Here is a 16,359-nt window from a genome sequence, read left to right on the forward strand (position 1 = left end):
TGCTGCCACCTCAGACCCCACCGACACAGACCCCACCATCCCAGAAAAGAGACCCTTTGACCATCGACGCAGTGGCAGCAGCCGCCCCGGCCGGGATGTACTCGACCGCCCCCGTGCGCGCCCCGAAACAGACCCTGGATTCCGAGGCGTTCATGTCGTTGCTGGTCACTCAGCTGCGCAACCAGGATCCCAGTTCGCCCATGGACACCAACCAGATGATCTCTCAGACCACGCAGCTGGCCATGATGGAGAAGCTCGCGGCGCTCTCAACGACCGCCGACGAGAACTTCTCCCTGCAGATGCGCGTCGCCGCAGCGGCCCTGGTCGGACAGGACGTCACCTTCACGCGGGCCGACGGCACCGTGGGCACCGGTACCGCCTCGAGCGTCTCCTACGCCGGGGCCGTTCCCCAGGTCACCGTCGACGGGACCCTCGTCGCCCTCGACCTGGTGACCGGCGTCACCTCGGGCGCGAGCGCCGCCGCCGGCACCACTCCCGGCCTCTCCGCCTGACCCACACCTCACATCCGTTCTCGTTCTCGTTTCCCACCGAAAGGCAGCACCCCATGCTTCGCTCCCTGTACTCCGGCATCTCCGGCCTTCGCTCGCACCAGACCATGCTCGACGTCACCGGCAACAACATCGCCAACGTCAACACCACCGCGTTCAAGGCGTCGGCCGTACAGTTCCAGGACACCCTTTCGCAGCTGAAGCAGGGTGCGGGTGGCCCCCAGGAGCAGGTGGGCGGCACGAACCCGGCCCAGGTCGGGCTCGGCGTGCAGGTGGCCGGGATCGCCACGAACTTCTCCCAGGGCTCCGCGCAGTCCACCGGGCGGGCCACCGACATGGCGATCTCCGGCGACGGGTTCTTCGTCACCCAACTGGCCGGCGAGACGCTCTATAGCCGTGCGGGTGCCTTCGACTTTGACGCCGAGGGTCGCCTGGTCTCCCCGGACGGTGCGATCGTGCAAGGCTGGAACGGCGCCAACGGGCAGATCAACGAGGGTGGCCCGGTGGGCAACATCACCCTGCCGCTGCAGGCCATGATCCCGGCGAAGGCAACCGGCGGCGTCACCATGGTCGGAAACCTGCCGGCGGATGCGGCGGCAGGCTCCGCCATCGTGCGCGACGTCAAGGTCTACGACGCGCTGGGTGCCGCCCGTACCCTGTCGGTCACCTTCGCGCGTACGACCACCGGCTGGACCGCGAGCGGCACCGACGCAGTGGGTACCGGCTCCACGGCCTTGACCCTCGACGCAGAAGGTGTGCTCACGGCAACCGGTCCGTTCATCGTGAACGACGTCAAGGTGAATCTGACCGCCCTGACCGGGCAGGCTGGCCTGAGCACGGCCACGATCAGCAGCCAGGACGGTTCCACGGCGGGTTCCCTCCAGTCCTTCACCCTCGGCAAGGACGGAACCCTGGTGGGCCTGTTCAGCAACGGCAGCCAGACAGCCATCGCCCGCATCGCCCTGGCCACCTTCACCAACCCGAGCGGCCTCGAGAAGTCCGGTTCCTCGGCCTACCGCGCCACCTTCAACTCGGGCCAGGCGGCTCTCGGCGCCCCCGGTGACGGCGGCCTCGGCTCGCTCAGCGGCGGCACCCTCGAAATGTCCAACGTCGACCTCTCGCAGGAGTTCACCAACCTGATCGTCGCCCAGCGCGGCTTCCAGGCGAATGCGCGCATCATCACCACCTCCGACGAGGTGCTTCAGGAGCTCACCAACCTGAAGCGGTAGCGCCTACGCCGATAACCGGCGTCGGCGGGTCGTCAGGCCGCACATTTTTGCGCGCCATACTGGAATGACCGACGTTTCAACTGAGGAGCAAAGATGCAAATCCTGGTCAACACCGACAACAACATCGCGGGTACGGACGCAGTCGTGGCGGAGGTGGAGTCCTCGGTCGAAACTGTTCTGGCCCGGTTCAGCTCCCGGTTGACGCGGGTCGAGGTCCACCTCAGCGACGAGAGCGCAGGCAGGGCGACGACCGAGGACATCCGTTGCCTGCTCGAGGTGCGTCCCGCCGGGGGCAACCCCCTCGCGGCAACCGACCATTCCTCCACGATGACCGGGGCCGTCAGCGGTGCGCTGCACAAGCTGGCCAGCGTGCTCGAGACCACGTTCGGTCGCATGGACGACCACAAGGGCGCATCCGCCATGGGTGACGACCACACGCCCTGAACCGCCTGCCTGACACGGTAAAGTTGGCCGTCCGCCTCGCCCGGGGGCTGAACCGAACCCGAGAGGACGGCCACAGTGAGCCTGATCAGGCTGAACGACGTCAGCATCCGTTTCGAGAACACCCAGATTCTGCGTGAGGCCTTCTTCCGACTGGAACCAGGCGACCGGGTTGGACTGATCGGCCGCAACGGGTCAGGTAAGTCGACGATTCTCAAGCTGGTCCTCGGCCAGGTGAGCGCGGATGCCGGCACCGTCACCCTCGAGGCCGGCACCCGGGTGGGCTACTTCTCCCAGTTCTCCGAACTGAACGGCGAATCCACGATCACCGAGGTGCTCGACGGCCTGTTCGCCCCGATCAAGGCCCTCGAGGCCGAGCTCGCGTCGATCGACGCCCGGATCGCGGCGGATTCTGCGCAGAGCGCCGAACTCGACCGGCTGATCCACCGCCAGGCCGAGCTGTTCGAAGACATGGACCGCCTCGATGGTTGGGACTACCCGCGGCGTATCGACGCCGCGCTGACCACCCTCGGGTTCGACGAGGCCCACCGCGTCTGCGCCATCGATTTGCTTTCCGGCGGTTGGCGCAACCGGGCGGCGCTGGCGAAGATCCTGCTCGAGCGGCCCGACGTGCTGCTCCTGGACGAACCAACCAACTACCTGGACGTCGCCGGCGTCGAGTGGCTCGAGGCCTGGTTCCGCTCATTCCGCGGTGCGGCCATCATCGTCTCGCACGATCGCCGGTTCCTTGACGGGGTCGTCACCCGCATCATTGAGGTCGAGAACTACCACCTGCACGAGTACCCCGGCAATTTCGGCGACTACGTGGTGCAGAAGCAGTTTCGCCTGAAAACCCTCGAGCTGCAGTTCCTGCACGAGTCGGAACTGCTCGCTTTCGAGGCGGAGGGGATCAGCGACCGCCGCGAGGCCGCAAAGGCTGCCAGCCGCACCCTCGACAGCCAACTCGCGCACATCAAGAAGACCCGCAGCCCGCGGCCCGTCGACACGATCATCACCGAGATCTACGGCGGGCTGCACGTGAAGGACTCGCTCTGCCGCATCGAGTCGCTCAGCAAGTCCTACGGCGAGAAGGCGCTGTTCACCGACCTCACCTTCGAGATCCGGCGCGGCAACCGCATCGTGGTCCTGGGCTCCAACGGCAGCGGCAAGACCACCCTGCTACGGGTTCTGGCGGGGGAGGAGAAGGCCGATTTCGGCGAGGTGGCCTGGGCCTCCGGCGCCGCCGTGGTCTCCTACAACCAGGTGCTCGACGGCCTTGACGACGATGACACCGTCAGCCACTCCGTGAACGCGATGCCGGGCAGTCTCGCCTTCACAGCGACCCGCAAGTCGGTCAACCGGTTCCTCGCGATGTTTCAATTCTCCGAGGCCGACCTCAAGCAGAAGATCGGCAACCTCTCCGGTGGGCAGCGGGCCCGCGTCGCCATGGCACAGTGCTTGCTGTCGGGGGCCGCTGTGCTCCTGCTCGACGAACCGACGAACCACCTCGACCTGGCCAGCACCCAGGTGATGGAGCGCGCCCTCATCCACTTTCCGGGGGCTGTGGTGGTGGTCAGCCACGACCGGTTCTTCACCGACAAGATCGCCACCCGACACCTGATCTTCGGCAGCGATGCGGCCGCGCCCGGCGAGATCCTGGTGCGCGCGGCGTAACCATTTCGACGGAGATTTTTGCGACAGAGCGCGGTTTTCTCGTCTTTGAGTGCGTTTTGGGCAGAATCTCCGTCGAATCAGTTCGACGGAGATTCTGGCTCCCCACACTCTTCCGTGTGTGCCGCCCCGGCGGAGCCCGTGTGTGCGGCCAACTCAGGACATCCGGCGGCCGGGTTGACCGTCCGCCGCGGACCTGTGCGGAAGCAGACCGGATTTCCGGCTCGGCCAGACGGATCTCCTGAGTTGGCCACAATCGGCGACGGATGTGGTCGTGCGGCTTTCCAGGTCAGGTCACGGGCTCGATGCGGCCGGCAGCTAACGCGCCCGGCCGGGCGGCCGACAGTGAGGCGTAACGGTTGCTGGAACCGTTCTGAACCCGGGGTGGACATCATGATCGTTGTGACGCGGCTGAACAACAGCCAGTTCGCGATCAACCCGGACCTGATCGAGCGCATCCACGCGAGCCCTGACACGACCCTGGTCATGGTCGACGGCGCCAAGTTCATCGTCACGGAGACCCTCGACGACGTCATCGAGAAGATCGCCCGGTTCCGGGCCCATGTGATCTCGCTGGCCTACCTGACGCCGGATGCCGACTACCGGCCGGGCATCCGCTCGCTCGAAATCGTCGAGGGGCCGCACGCGATCGAGGAAATCATCGAACCGGGCAGCACTGTTCCCGCCCGCCCGCGGAGGCTCTGATGGATCCGGCAACCCTGGTCGGAATCGCCATCGCCTTCGGCTCACTCTTCGCTATGATCACCCTCGAGGGCAGCAGCCTGCACTCGATCCTTCTGCCGGCACCGATGATTCTCGTGTTCGGCGCCACCATCGCGGTCGGCATCGCCGGCGGCACGATCAGGGACGCGATCTCCGCGTTCAAAGCCGTGCCCGCCGCCTTCATCGGCAAGACCACTCCGCCGCAGCAGGTCATCGACCAGGTCGTCGGCTTGGCCGAGAAGGCGCGCAGTTCCGGTCTGCTCGCCCTCGAGCAGGAGGCTGACAACGTCGCCGATCCGTTCCTGCGTGGCGCCCTGCAGAACATCGCCGACGGCACCGACGGCGATGAACTGCGCATCCTGCTGGAAGACGAGCTCGCGACCGCCACCAAGGAGAGCCGCAACGCTGCCAAGTTCTTCACCAGCCTCGGCGGCTACGCTCCCACGGTCGGCATCATCGGAACCGTCGTCTCGCTCACGCACGTGCTTGAGAACCTCGACACCCCGTCCACCCTCGGCCCGATGATCGCGGCCGCGTTCGTCGCGACCCTGTGGGGCCTGCTCACGGCCAACTTCCTCTGGCTGCCGATCGGCAGCCGGCTCAAGCGCCTCAGCGACATCGAAGTCGAACGGATGACCCTGCTCCTGGAGGGTGCGCTGGCCGTGCAGGCAGGCAGCCAGCCTCGGCTCCTCGGCGAGAGACTGCGCGCCATGGTGCCCGCGCCGGCCTCCGCCAGGGCAGGCAAACCAGGCAAACCGGGCAAACCCGGCAAGGGCCCCAAGGCGGACAAGGCGGACACGTCCCTGCCGAAGGCCGCATGAGCGGGCACGGACGCGGGCACGGCCGCAGGCGGGGCCTCGAGGAGGAGCACGTCGAGCACGTCGACGAGCGGTGGATGGCGTCGTACATGGATATGGTCACCGTGCTGATGTGCATGTTCATCGTGCTGTTCGCGATGTCCTCCGTCGACCAGGAGAAGTTCCTGCAGCTGAAGAACTCGCTCGCGACCGGGTTCGGGGCCACCGACGTCGGTAAGGTCGACACGGCCAAGGGCGTGGTCGTGACCAAGGACAAGGTCGCCCAGTCCGAGGTGACCGGGTTCACCGACATCGACCTCGCGGCGGCAGAGGTCACGGACCTCACCGCGGTGAGGGACGCCCTGCAGGCCGCAGTGGATGCCCAGGGCGTGGCCCAGGAGGTGCAGTTCACCATTGACGACCGCGGCCTGATCATCGGGCTGATCGGCTCCGAGGCGTTTTTCGAACCCAACCTCGCCAACCTGAGCCGCCAGGCCGTGCAGGTCCTCGACGCCGTGGCGCCGATCCTCTCCGCCAACACCCGCGAGGTGAAAGTGGAGGGCCACGCCGACCGGCACGGCGTCACCACCAACTACCCCACCGACTGGGAGCTATCCGCCGGCCGGGCGACCGCCGTACTCCGCCGCCTGGTCGAGTTCGGCGGCGTGGGTCAGGAACGGGTCTCCGCCGTCGGCTACGGCTCGGCCCGGCCGGTCGCGGAGGGAGCCGATCTGGCGGCCCAGGCGCAGAACCGACGGGTCGACGTGGTGCTCCTCTCCAGCCAGCCGGAGGCGGTGCGCACGCTGATCCCCGACATCGTCTCGGGTTTCACCGTCGCCGGCACGGAACCTGCTGAAGACACGGGAACCACGGAAACCGTGGATACCACGGAAAAGACGAAAACCATGAAGACCGCGGGAACCGAAGTCGACAAAGACGCGGAAAAAGCACACTGAGCTGCTAACCATCCGTTTGCCCTGACCGATAGTCCTCACCGTGACGGTCCAGGAACAAGCAGTGATTGGTGTGCCCGCTTCGGCGAAGCGCACGGTCGAGGTGTACGACTTTCGTCGCCCGACAACGCTCGCACGCGAGCACTCCCGGGTGCTCGAACTCGCCTTCGAAACCTTCGCGCGCCAGTGGGGCACCCAGCTCACCGCCAAGGTGCGCGTCATGTCCCAGGTGAAATGCGACCACGTGCTCATGCGCACCTACGACGAATACGCGTCGTCGCTGCCTGCCACGACCGCCATGGTGCTCTGCCCGGTGAGTGGCATCCCCGCGAAAGCCGTCGTGCAGTTCCCGACCTCCGCGGCCCTGTCCTGGGTGAGCCACATGCTGGGCGGAACCGCGGTCACCATGCCGCCGGAACGGGCGTTCACCCAGATCGAGCTGGCCCTGGTGCGCCGGCTCATGGACGACGCCCTCGAGGACCTGCGTTACTCGCTGGGTTCCCTGCTCGTGCACACGATCACCGTCGGCGGCATCCAGTACAACTCCCAGTTCGCCCAGGCCGCGGCCACCGCCGACCTGATGATCGTCGCCAGCTTCACGATACGCATCGGCGACGCATCCTGCGCCGCCACGGTCGCCCTTCCGGCGGAGGCACTGTTGCCTCAACTCGTCGAGTCGGCTCCGGAGACCGGAAGTGCCGACCCGGCCGACCTGCTGCGCGGCCAGCTGGCCCAGGTTCCGGTGGATGTCTCCTTGCAGCTGACGCCCGCGCTGGTTCTGCCCAGCGTCGTGCTGGGTCTCGCCGTGAATGATGTGCTGCCCCTTCCGCACCCCCAGCACCGCCCGCTCGACGTGGTCGTCGACGGCCACACGCTCGCCCGCGCCGCCGTCGGTTCCAACGGCTCCCGACTGGCCTGCATCGTCATCGACACCGAGGAGTCCACCCCATGACCGTCATCCCCATCGCCGTGCAGACGGCGGCCGTCGAGGCCCTGCTGGACGTGCTCCCCACCGTGACGCGGCTCCGGGCCGAGCCCTGCTCCGGTGCCGCTCTCGCCGGCCGGCTCGGCACCGCCGCGGTCGCCTCCTTCGTCGGCGTCACCTCCGCGGATCTCGCCGTCGTGCTTGCGGACCCGGCCGCCCTCGACTCCGCGTCCGGCCTCGATTCCTCGCTGATCTCCCGTCAGGACGTGCTGCGCCCGGCGTTGGAGAGCGCGTCCGGCGTCTTCGGGATCGGGGTCCTGGGGGACACCCGGTCCGACGACGCCACGGCCCTGTTCGCGGATCCCGCCACCAGCGTCTTCGAGCTGTCCGGCGACGGCCAGATCACCGGCTGGTTCGCCGTGCGGCTGCGTGACAACGGCGTCTCCAACGGTGCGGCCAGGTCCAGCCAGTCCGTGTCCGGCAAGCTCGGCCGGATCAACAGCGTGCAGATGTCGTTGACCGTGGAAATCGGGCGTACCCGCATGTCGGTGCGCGACGTGCTCTCGCTCGAACCGGGTGCCGTCATCGAACTCGACCGGTCCGCCGGGGCTCCCGCGGACATCCTGCTCAACGGCCGGCTGATCGCGCACGGCGAGATCGTGGTCGTCGACCAGGACTACGCGGTGCGGATCACCCAGATCCTCGATGTGGCCGAGAGCCTGACCTAGGTGGAAACCACCCTGGTCGCGCTCCGGGTGGCGCTGTCCCTGGCCGCCGTGCTGGGGCTGCTCTGGGTGCTCCAGCGCAAGCTGACGAAGGGCTCCCTCGGTGGCCGCACCCCGAACCTGGTCACCGTGGTGGGCCGGCAGGGCGTCGGCCAGAAGGCATCCGTCGTCGTCGTCGACATCGAGGGCCGCCGGTTCGTGCTCGGCGTGACCGAGCAGTCGGTCAGCGTGCTGCACGACGGTCAGGCGCCGACGGATGCCGCGGCGCCCCTCCCGGCGCCCCTCACCGCCGCCCTCGCCGCTACCCTTCCCGGACGCCGCGCGCACCACGCCGCGGCCGACTTCGCCCGCGAGCTCGACCAGGCAACGCACGCCGCGCACGCCGGCGCCACTCACGACGGAGAGGAACTCACGCCGCCGCTCATCCTCCGGCGGCGCCGGGACCGCGCCATTCCGGGCCGGATCGGCGGGTCGATCCTGTCTCCCGCCACCTGGCAGCAGACCGCTGCCGCCCTCCGGCAGGGCCGGTGACACTCGCGGCCGTGCGCCCGGATCGAAGCCGGGACATCGCCCGGTACCTGATGATGGCGGCCCTCGTGCTCGTGATCGTCGTGGCGTTCGTGCTGCTCGTGGCGCCGGCGGGCCATGCCGCCCCGATCGATCCGGTCACACCGACCGACCCGGTCACCCCCACGGAACCGGGCGGCGGCGGGCTCAACGTGCAGATCAACGGCCCGAACGGCGAACCGTCCTCGGCGATCGTGACCCTGATCGGGATCACCCTGCTGTCGGTCGCGCCGGCCCTGCTGCTGATGATGACCAGCTTCACGAAGATCTTCGTTGTGCTCGCGATGACCCGCAACGCGCTCGCGCTGCCGTCGATCCCGCCGAACCAGGTGCTGGCCGGCCTGGCCCTGTTCCTGTCGCTGTTCATCATGTCGCCCATCCTCACCGACATCAACGACAGCGCCCTGCAGCCGTACCTGAACGGCACCATGTCCTTCGACGACGCCGTCACACTCGGCTCGAAGCCGCTACGCACGTTCATGCTCGCGCACACCCGGGAAGAGGACCTCGCCCTGATGACCCGGGCCGCCGATCAGCCGAACCCGGAGACCCGCGAGGCCGTGTCGCTGCTCACGCTGATCCCGGCGTTCATGATCTCCGAGCTGCGTGCCGCGTTCATCATCGGGTTCGTCATCTTCGTGCCGTTCCTGGTGATCGACCTCGTCGTGTCCGCGGCGCTGATGTCGATGGGCATGATGATGCTGCCGCCGGTGATGATCTCGCTGCCGTTCAAGATCCTCCTGTTCGTACTCGTCGACGGCTGGGGTCTGATCATCACGACCCTCGTCTCCAGTTACCGGGGTGGCTGATGGACACCAACGCCGTCCTCGACATCGGACTGCAGGGCGTCCTGATCGCCGGCAAACTGTCCGCGCCGATCCTGATCACCGCCCTGGTCGTCGGTTTCGCCATTTCCCTGCTGCAGTCGATCACCCAGATCCAGGAGGTGACGCTGTCGTTCGTGCCCAAGGCCATCGCCGTGGCTGTGGCGCTGATCATCTCCGGACACTGGATGATCTCCGAGATGGTGTCCTTCACGGAGATGCTCTTCGCCAAGATCCCCGGCCTCATCGGTGGCGGCTGATGAACATCACCCTTGACTTCGCCTGGATCGAAGCCACCATGCTCGCGGGCGTGCGGATGGTGGCGTTCCTCATCGTGGCGCCGCCGTTCTCCTACAACGCGTTCCCCCTGCGGATCAAGGGCATGCTCGCCCTCGGCCTGGCCCTGGCGGTTTCGCCTCGGGTCACGCCGGGCTGGGTCTCGCCCGACACCGGCGGTTTCTTCGCCGCCCTGCTCCTCGAGATCGTGGTCGGCGGCCTGCTCGGCTTCCTCGTGCTCGTGGTCTTCTCCGCCATCCAGTCCGCCGGCAACCTGATCGACATGTTCGGCGGCTTCCAGCTCGCTCAGGGCTTCGACCCGCAGGCCATGGTCAACGGTGCCCAGTTCACGCGGCTGTACCAGATGACCGCGCTGGCGCTCCTATTCGCCTCGGGCGGCTACCAGCTGATCCTTGGCGGTATCACGCGTACGTTCGCGGCCCTGCCGATCGGGGGCGGCATCGACCTCGCGGTGCCGATGCAGACCATCACAGTCGCGGTCGGCCAAATGCTGCTCTCCGCCGTGCAGATCGCCGGACCGCTGATCGTCGTCCTGTTCCTCGCCGACGTCGGCCTCGGACTGCTCACCCGGGTGGCCCCGGCCCTCAACGCGTTCGCGCTCGGGTTCCCGCTCAAGATTTTGATCACGTTCACGCTGGGCGCCGCCGGGTTCGTGGCCCTGCCGCGCATCGTCGCGTCGCTGACCGACGACGCCGTCGCCACCATGCTGGGGGTGAGATAGCTGTCCGACTCCGGTGAGAAGACCGAACAAGCCACCGACAAACGGATGCGCGAGGTGCGGTCCAAGGGCCAGCTCTCCAAGTCCCAGGACCTGACCGCGTGGATCGGCATCGGCGCGGCCGCCGCCATGGCCCCCGTCACCATCGGTCTGGCCGCGGACGCCGGAACCGACCAGATGATCCGTATTCGCAGCCTGGTCGCCAACCCGCAGCCGGACCTCGCCGTGCAGATGCTGGTGGACTCGCTGGCCTCGATGGGAACCATCCTCACCCCGATGCTCGCGACGGTCTTCGTGGTCGTCCTCGTGGGCGCTGTGGCGCAGGGCGGCGTGCACTTCAAGAAGGTCGCCGGAAAATACGAGCAGTTCAACCTGGTGACCGGCCTCGGTCGCACCTTCGGCGGCCAGGCCGTCTGGCAGGGCGTCACGGCGCTGCTCAAGACCATCGCCGTGGGTCTCGTGCTGGTGCTCGTGGTGCAGGGGCTCGCTCCCATCCTGATGACGGCCGGGGGACTGCCCGTCTCCGTGCTGATCGGAGCGGCCAGTGACGGCGCGACCGCTCTTGTGCAGTCGGCTGTCATCGCCGGCCTGGTACTCGCCGCCGCGGATGTGTTCGTCGTGATGAAGCGCAACTGCAAGCGCACCCGCATGACGAAGAAGGAAGTCACTGATGAGAACAAGAGTTCCGAGGGTGACCCGATGGTGAAGTCGCAGCGCCGGGCCCGGCAGCTCGCCATGAGTCGCAACCGCATGATCGCCGCCGTCGCCACGTCCGACGTCGTGCTGGTCAACCCCACCCACTTCGCCGTCGCTCTCCGCTACGAGCCGGGCAAGTCCGCCCCCCGGGTCGTGGCCACGGGAGCGGGAGTGATCGCGGCGCGCATCCGGGAACAGGCGGAGACCGACCGGGTCCCCATCGTGCGGGACATCCCGCTCACCCGTGCCCTGCACAGCGCCTGCCAGCTGGGTGACGAGATCCCGGTGGAGCTCTACAACGCCGTCGCGCAGGTGCTCGCCTTCGTGCTCGCGCTGAAGTCTCGCGGCTCTGGAGCCGGCGAACGCACCGGCCGCGGTTCCCGCGTGCACACCCTCAACGATCGTGTCCTGACGGCCGGAGGCCACCGATGAACAGCAATCTCGCCAAACTCGCGGTGCCGGTCGGGGTTGTCGGTATCATCCTGCTGCTCGTCGTGCCGGTGCCCGCCGTGCTGCTCGACGTGCTGATCATCGTCAACATCCTCCTGGCGCTGGTCACACTGCTGACCACGATGTTTGTCAAAAAGCCCCTCGATTTCTCCGTTTTCCCGTCGCTGTTGCTCGTCGCCACCCTGTTCCGGCTGGGCTTGAACGTGGCCTCGACCCGGCTCGTGCTCAGCGACGGCTACGCCGGGCAGGTGATTGCCGCGTTCGGCGACGTCGCCGTGGGCGGGTCGCTCATCATCGGCGCTGTGATCTTCCTGATCCTCGTCGTGATCCAATTCGTGGTGGTCACCAAGGGTGCCGAACGCGTCGCCGAAGTCGGTGCGCGGTTCACCCTCGACGCCATGCCCGGCAAACAGATGGCCATCGACGCCGACCTGAATGCCGGCCTGATCACCGACGTGCAGGCCAGGGAACGCCGGGCCGAGGTCTCCGCCGAGGCGGACTTTTACGGTGCCATGGACGGCGCGTCGAAATTCGTCAAGGGTGACGCGATCGCCGGCATCGTCATCATCATCATCAACCTGGTCGGCGGCATCGCGATCGGCATGATTTCGCTCGGACTGTCCGTCACCGAGGCCATGAGCACCTACTCCCTGCTCACCATCGGCGACGGCCTCGTGACGCAGATCCCGGCCCTGCTGATGGCGGTCTCGACCGGCATGATCGTGACCCGCTCCAACGCGGAGTCCGACATCGGCGAGGCAGCCTCCGGCCAGCTCACCCAGTCCCGCAACGCACTGATGATCGCGGGCTGCGCGGCACTCCTGATGGCCCTGATCCCGGGCATGCCGATCATCCCGTTCGTGGTGATCGGGCTGGGTCTGATCCTCTTCGCCCGCCGGATCAAGGCAGGGGAGAGCCGCGACCAGGCGGGCCGGGATGCCGGTGTCGCCGCCGAGGCGATGGCGCCCCGCTCCGACACACCAGAAGACCTGATCGAAACCATGCGGGTGCACGCCCTGGAGATCCTGCTGGCCCCTGACCTCGTCGACCTTGTCTCCGGAGCCCAGGACGACCTCCTGGCTCGCGTGCGTGCCCTGCGCCGCAAGGTTGCCATCGACCTCGGCGTGGTGGTGCCGCCCGTGCGCACCCGCGACAGCATGGACCTGCCCTCCTCCACCTATTCGATCCGGATCGCCGGCGTGGAGGCCGGCCGCGGGGTCGCCCCGGCCGGCAAGGTGCTCGCCCTCGGCGACGCCCTCGACTCGTTGCCGGGCCAGGCCACGGTGGAGCCCGTGTTCGGCCTCACCGGCAAGTGGGTGCCCAGCGAGATGCGGCACAGCGCGGAGATGACCGGGGCCACGGTCATCGACCGGGTGTCGGTGCTCATCACCCACCTGTCCTCGATCATCACCGGCAACGCGGCGAGGCTCCTCACCCGCGAGGACGTGCGGGTGCTCACCGAGGGGGTGCGGCTGGTCAATCCGTCCGCCGTGGAGGATCTGATCCCCGGACTGCTCTCCCTCGCCGAGGTGCAGCGCGTGCTGCAGGGTCTGCTCGCGGAGCAGATCCCGATCAACGACCTGCCCCGCATCTACGAGTCCCTCTCCCTGCGCGCCAAGGTGTCGAATGACCCGGAGGGCCTGATCGAGACGGCCCGTCAGGCGCTGGGCCCGGCTCTCACAGCGCAGTATCTCGACGACGGGCTGCTCCGGGTGATCATGATCGAGCCTGCCTTGGAGCAGTCCATGCTCGAGGGGATGCGTCCCTCCGACCAGGGCACCCAGATCATGTTGGAGCCGAACCGGGTCGACGCCATTCTCGGGTCGCTGAAGGAGGCGCTGGGCAACGTGGAAGCGGCCGGACTCTCCGCGGTGCTGGTCTGCGCGCCGGCGCTGCGCCCGGCCATCCGTCGACTGGTGTCGGCGCAGTCCGGCGGTATCTCCGTGCTGTCCTATCAGGAGGTCACCTCGGCGAACGTGGCCATCGAAACGGTGGGAGTGGTACGTGGAACCGAGTCGATTTCAGCTTGAGGGTTCATCCCTCCAGGAGCTGAAGGCACGCATCCTCGCCGAGCACGGTGCGGATGCGCGCATCGTGGCCGCCGAACGGGTCACCGTCGGCGGAATCAAGGGCTTCTTCGCCCGCCGGCACATCGAGGTCACGGTCGAGGTGCCGGAGCGGCGGCGGCGCGCGGCCCACTCCCGACTCGACGTGCAGGCCCGGCTCGGCATCGCCGCGCTTCTCGACGATGCCGACGCGGCGGAAGCGGGTTTTCCCCGGGCCGCGGCACCCGTCTCCTCCCCGCCCCTGTCGACCGCGACGGACGGCTTCGCCCGACTGATGGACGAACTCACCTTCGCCACCCAGGAACCCATCCCGCCGGTGCTGCCCACTCCCGCGCCGCCCGCCCCCGCCCCGGCGGCCGCCCAGGGGGGCGGCAGGCGCAGGGACGCCCGGCTGAGAGAGAGTGAGCAGGCGGCCGCCGAAGCGGCGGTGCCGCGGCCGCTCCCGGGTGTCGGAAACCTCGTTCTCGTCGTCGGGTGGCAGGATGCCGCGGTGCGGATTGCGCGGGAGCTGGCCGTGGCGCATGGTTCGGCTGAGGTCCTCGTGGCCGGCGCGATCGACGACGGAGCGCCTGCCGCGGCCGGGCTCGCGCGCATCCTCGACCGGCGCACGGCGCTGGAGGCACGGGCCAGGGGAGTCAAGCTCGGACAGACCGGAATTCTGGCCTTCGGTCTGGGTGCCGACCCGGCCACGGCGGACATCTACGCCGCATTGGTGGCCGCGCTCGGTGCCGAGCAGGTCTGGCTGGTCGTCGATGCCGGCCGCAAGCCCGCAGACACCGCCCGGTGGGCGGCTGAGGTTGCCCAGAGCGTGCACGTCGACGCGATCGCGGTGACGGGCTATGGCGACACCGTCTCGCCTGAGACCGTCGATGAGCTGCAGATCCCCATCGGTTGGGTCGACGGCGCCCCCGCCGAGGCCAGCACCGTGGCCGGAATGCGGCGACGGCTCGCGGGCCGGCCCGACCGGTCAAGCTAGGCTGGACGAGTGCTGGTTCTAACACGCAAACAGGGGGAGAAGATCCTCATCGGTGACGACATCGTCATCACCGTTCTCGACGTGCGCGGTGACAGCATCCGGATCGGCGTCGACGCTCCCCGGGGCGTGCGCATCCAGCGGGACGAGGTGCTCCGCGCCGTGACCGAGGCGAACATCGCGGCGAGTCTCGCGGGTCAGGGTGACGACGACGCCGAGGCCCGCCTCAAGGCCACCCTCGCCCTCCTTCCCACCGCGCCGCCCGCCGAATAGCACGCCGCGCCGCGCCCCGCCGCGCCCCGCCGCCCCACGACGCTGGTCGAGCCTGTTAAGACCCGGGACGAGAGCCGCGCCCTACAGCCCCACCCGCTTGCTCGGCAGTGCGATCAGTGTCTGTTCCGGGTCGTTCTCCACCGGTGGCCGCAGCCAGTGTTGCGTTCCGGTGCGGGTGATCTTCCAGTGCTGGTTGTGTAGCAGTAGGTGGTGCGGGTGGCAGAGCAGTACTTCTTCGGCGAGGTTGGTGTCTCCGCTGTCGGTGAGCCAGTCGTTGATGTGGTGGGCTTCGGTCCAGGACGGTGATCGGTCGCAGTCGACCCACCGGCATCCGCCGTCGCGCACTCCCATCGCGGCGCGTTGTTTCTCGGTGAAGAGTCGTTCGTCACGGCCGACGTTGATGATTTGGCCGATGTCGTCGAATTTGATGCCGCGGGTGCCGGTGTCGCAGAGCACCCGGTCGATGGTCTCCTGCGAGATGGGGACCGGGTTGCCTTCGATCTGCCCGTGAGCGGCGGGTTCGGCGGGACCCGGCGCGGCGGGTTCGGCTGTGAGGGCTTTCTCGGTCACGATCACGCGCCGCCTGGCGGCGTCCGCCGAAGACCCGGCCGGGGTCGGCCTCGCCGGCGATTTTGAGCAGCTGCACGAGGGAGTCAGCGGCGATCTGCTCGGTGCTGCGCGGGTCCTGTTGCATCTTCTTTGCCCAGGCTGCCCGCTCCGCGTCGACGAACCGCACTCCGCCGCGGCGGGGGCTGGTGATGGAGTCGAAGGTGGAGAGCACGAATTCGCCGTCTTCGGGGGCGAAGAGCCCGTTCAGGCGCACGTTGCCGTTGCTCAGCCGGTAGACCTTCAGGGAGCGGTCGTCGTGGGCCTGCTTCTCGTGGGCGGTGATGCCGGCCTGATCGAGCCGGTCGCGCATCCGGCGGGCCCGTTTGAAGACCTCGTCGGCATTCAGTGACGGTGCCTCGGTGAGGAGCGCCGCGAGGGCCACCCGGAGCTTCTCCGCGGTAACTGCCGCGTCGATCTGGCCGAGCCCGGCCCGGATCGCCTCGGCCGCGTCAACCGAGAGCGTGCCGGCGGTGACGGCCCGGGCGATCGGCGCCTGCCAGGGCACCCTCGCGGTGAACGCCGCGACGTCGACAGCGTCGGCGTCGGCGTCGGGCGTCGGGCGTCGAGAGCGTCGAGAGCGCCTCTTCGACCAGCTGTCGGCCGCCTCGGTGTCGGCCATCATCGTGCCGACCGCGACGAGCTTGTAGGCGTCGCCCATGGATGAGCCGGTCCAGTTCTGGATCAGGGCCTCGGGCGAGAGGAACCCCTGCTGCGCGGCCAGCCCCGAGTGGCCGAGTTCCGGGCGGGACCGGCGGGCGATGGTTGCGGCCATCAACGCGGCATAGGTGTCGAGCAGACGCCGCGCGCCGGCCATCCGCNAACGCGGCATAGGTGTCGAGCAGACGCCGCGCGCCGGCCATCCGCTTCTGGCCGGCCAAAGCCTCGGCGTCGGGAAGAGCCGCGAGGTCGGCGC

At 68.3% G+C, this 16,359-nt stretch carries 19 protein-coding genes; 17 read left to right on the forward strand and 2 right to left on the reverse strand.

Annotated elements, in window-relative coordinates; translation table 11 throughout:
- Positions 1-56: 56 nt before the first annotated feature.
- The 17 genes from E3N86_RS11050 (at position 57) to csrA (ending at position 14,837) form a co-directional block, all read left to right on the forward strand.
- Entirely contained in the window at positions 57-512 is a 456-nt protein-coding gene (locus tag E3N86_RS11050; RefSeq protein WP_369827908.1) for a flagellar hook capping FlgD N-terminal domain-containing protein, read from the forward strand.
- Positions 513-565: 53 nt separating this feature from the next.
- On the forward strand, positions 566-1,738 hold the full coding sequence (locus tag E3N86_RS11055; protein WP_104099148.1) for a flagellar hook protein FlgE: 1,173 nt from the start codon (positions 566-568) through the stop codon (positions 1,736-1,738).
- Between the two features lie 93 nt (positions 1,739-1,831).
- Positions 1,832-2,182, forward strand: coding sequence for an HPF/RaiA family ribosome-associated protein (locus E3N86_RS11060; RefSeq protein ID WP_104099147.1), 351 nt, complete (start codon positions 1,832-1,834; stop codon positions 2,180-2,182).
- A 75-nt stretch (positions 2,183-2,257) separates the two neighbouring features.
- Positions 2,258-3,853, forward strand: a complete 1,596-nt coding sequence (locus E3N86_RS11065; RefSeq protein ID WP_104099146.1) for an ABC-F family ATP-binding cassette domain-containing protein — start codon at positions 2,258-2,260, stop codon at positions 3,851-3,853.
- Positions 3,854-4,243: 390 nt separating this feature from the next.
- Positions 4,244-4,555, forward strand: a complete 312-nt coding sequence (locus tag E3N86_RS11070; RefSeq protein WP_104171347.1) for a flagellar FlbD family protein — start codon at positions 4,244-4,246, stop codon at positions 4,553-4,555.
- Positions 4,555-5,394, forward strand: coding sequence for a motility protein A (locus E3N86_RS11075; protein WP_134343326.1), 840 nt, complete (start codon positions 4,555-4,557; stop codon positions 5,392-5,394). Before E3N86_RS11070 ends, E3N86_RS11075 begins: the two co-directional genes overlap by 1 nt.
- A complete protein-coding gene (locus tag E3N86_RS11080; protein ID WP_134511944.1) occupies positions 5,391-6,326 on the forward strand; it encodes a flagellar motor protein MotB in 936 nt (311 codons plus the stop codon). Before E3N86_RS11075 ends, E3N86_RS11080 begins: the two co-directional genes overlap by 4 nt.
- 61 nt (positions 6,327-6,387) lie before the next feature.
- Positions 6,388-7,275 carry a flagellar motor switch protein FliM gene (locus E3N86_RS11085; RefSeq protein WP_134511945.1) on the forward strand — a complete coding sequence of 296 codons (888 nt, stop codon included), beginning with the start codon at positions 6,388-6,390 and terminating at the stop codon, positions 7,273-7,275.
- On the forward strand, positions 7,272-7,976 hold the full coding sequence (gene fliN / locus E3N86_RS11090; RefSeq protein ID WP_104171302.1) for a flagellar motor switch protein FliN: 705 nt from the start codon (positions 7,272-7,274) through the stop codon (positions 7,974-7,976). The genes E3N86_RS11085 and fliN overlap by 4 nt, the downstream gene beginning before the upstream one ends.
- Positions 7,977-8,504, forward strand: coding sequence for a flagellar biosynthetic protein FliO (locus E3N86_RS11095; protein ID WP_134511946.1), 528 nt, complete (start codon positions 7,977-7,979; stop codon positions 8,502-8,504).
- Between the two features lie 50 nt (positions 8,505-8,554).
- A complete protein-coding gene (gene fliP / locus E3N86_RS11100; RefSeq protein ID WP_174721877.1) occupies positions 8,555-9,349 on the forward strand; it encodes a flagellar type III secretion system pore protein FliP in 795 nt (264 codons plus the stop codon).
- The gene (gene fliQ, locus E3N86_RS11105) at positions 9,349-9,624 is read left to right on the forward strand and encodes a flagellar biosynthesis protein FliQ (RefSeq protein ID WP_134511947.1); all 276 of its coding nucleotides are present in this window, start codon (positions 9,349-9,351) and stop codon (positions 9,622-9,624) included. Before fliP ends, fliQ begins: the two co-directional genes overlap by 1 nt.
- The gene (locus E3N86_RS11110) at positions 9,624-10,382 is read left to right on the forward strand and encodes a flagellar biosynthetic protein FliR (protein WP_104099308.1); all 759 of its coding nucleotides are present in this window, start codon (positions 9,624-9,626) and stop codon (positions 10,380-10,382) included. The genes fliQ and E3N86_RS11110 overlap by 1 nt, the downstream gene beginning before the upstream one ends.
- Positions 10,383-11,507 (forward strand): flagellar biosynthesis protein FlhB, encoded by a 1,125-nt coding sequence (locus E3N86_RS11115; protein WP_134511948.1) that lies wholly within the window; start codon positions 10,383-10,385, stop codon positions 11,505-11,507.
- A complete protein-coding gene (locus E3N86_RS11120; protein WP_104099310.1) occupies positions 11,504-13,555 on the forward strand; it encodes a flagellar biosynthesis protein FlhA in 2,052 nt (683 codons plus the stop codon). The genes E3N86_RS11115 and E3N86_RS11120 overlap by 4 nt, the downstream gene beginning before the upstream one ends.
- Positions 13,530-14,567 carry a hypothetical protein gene (locus tag E3N86_RS11125; RefSeq protein ID WP_134372862.1) on the forward strand — a complete coding sequence of 346 codons (1,038 nt, stop codon included), beginning with the start codon at positions 13,530-13,532 and terminating at the stop codon, positions 14,565-14,567. Before E3N86_RS11120 ends, E3N86_RS11125 begins: the two co-directional genes overlap by 26 nt.
- A gap of 9 nt (positions 14,568-14,576) precedes the next feature.
- Positions 14,577-14,837 (forward strand): carbon storage regulator CsrA, encoded by a 261-nt coding sequence (gene csrA, locus E3N86_RS11130; protein WP_104099312.1) that lies wholly within the window; start codon positions 14,577-14,579, stop codon positions 14,835-14,837.
- 81 nt (positions 14,838-14,918) lie between these two features.
- Here csrA and E3N86_RS11135 read toward each other — a convergent pair whose 3' ends face one another.
- Together E3N86_RS11135 and E3N86_RS11140 are read right to left on the reverse strand one after the other, a co-directional pair.
- Positions 14,919-15,293, reverse strand: a complete 375-nt coding sequence (locus E3N86_RS11135; protein ID WP_134511949.1) for a hypothetical protein — start codon at positions 15,291-15,293, stop codon at positions 14,919-14,921.
- Positions 15,223-16,260 carry a DUF222 domain-containing protein gene (locus tag E3N86_RS11140; RefSeq protein ID WP_166785077.1) on the reverse strand — a complete coding sequence of 346 codons (1,038 nt, stop codon included), beginning with the start codon at positions 16,258-16,260 and terminating at the stop codon, positions 15,223-15,225. The genes E3N86_RS11135 and E3N86_RS11140 overlap by 71 nt, the downstream gene beginning before the upstream one ends.
- Between the last annotated feature and the right edge of the window lie 99 nt (positions 16,261-16,359).

The organism is Cryobacterium sp. Hz7, from assembly GCF_004402815.1.
GTDB lineage: Bacteria > Actinomycetota > Actinomycetes > Actinomycetales > Microbacteriaceae > Cryobacterium > Cryobacterium sandaracinum.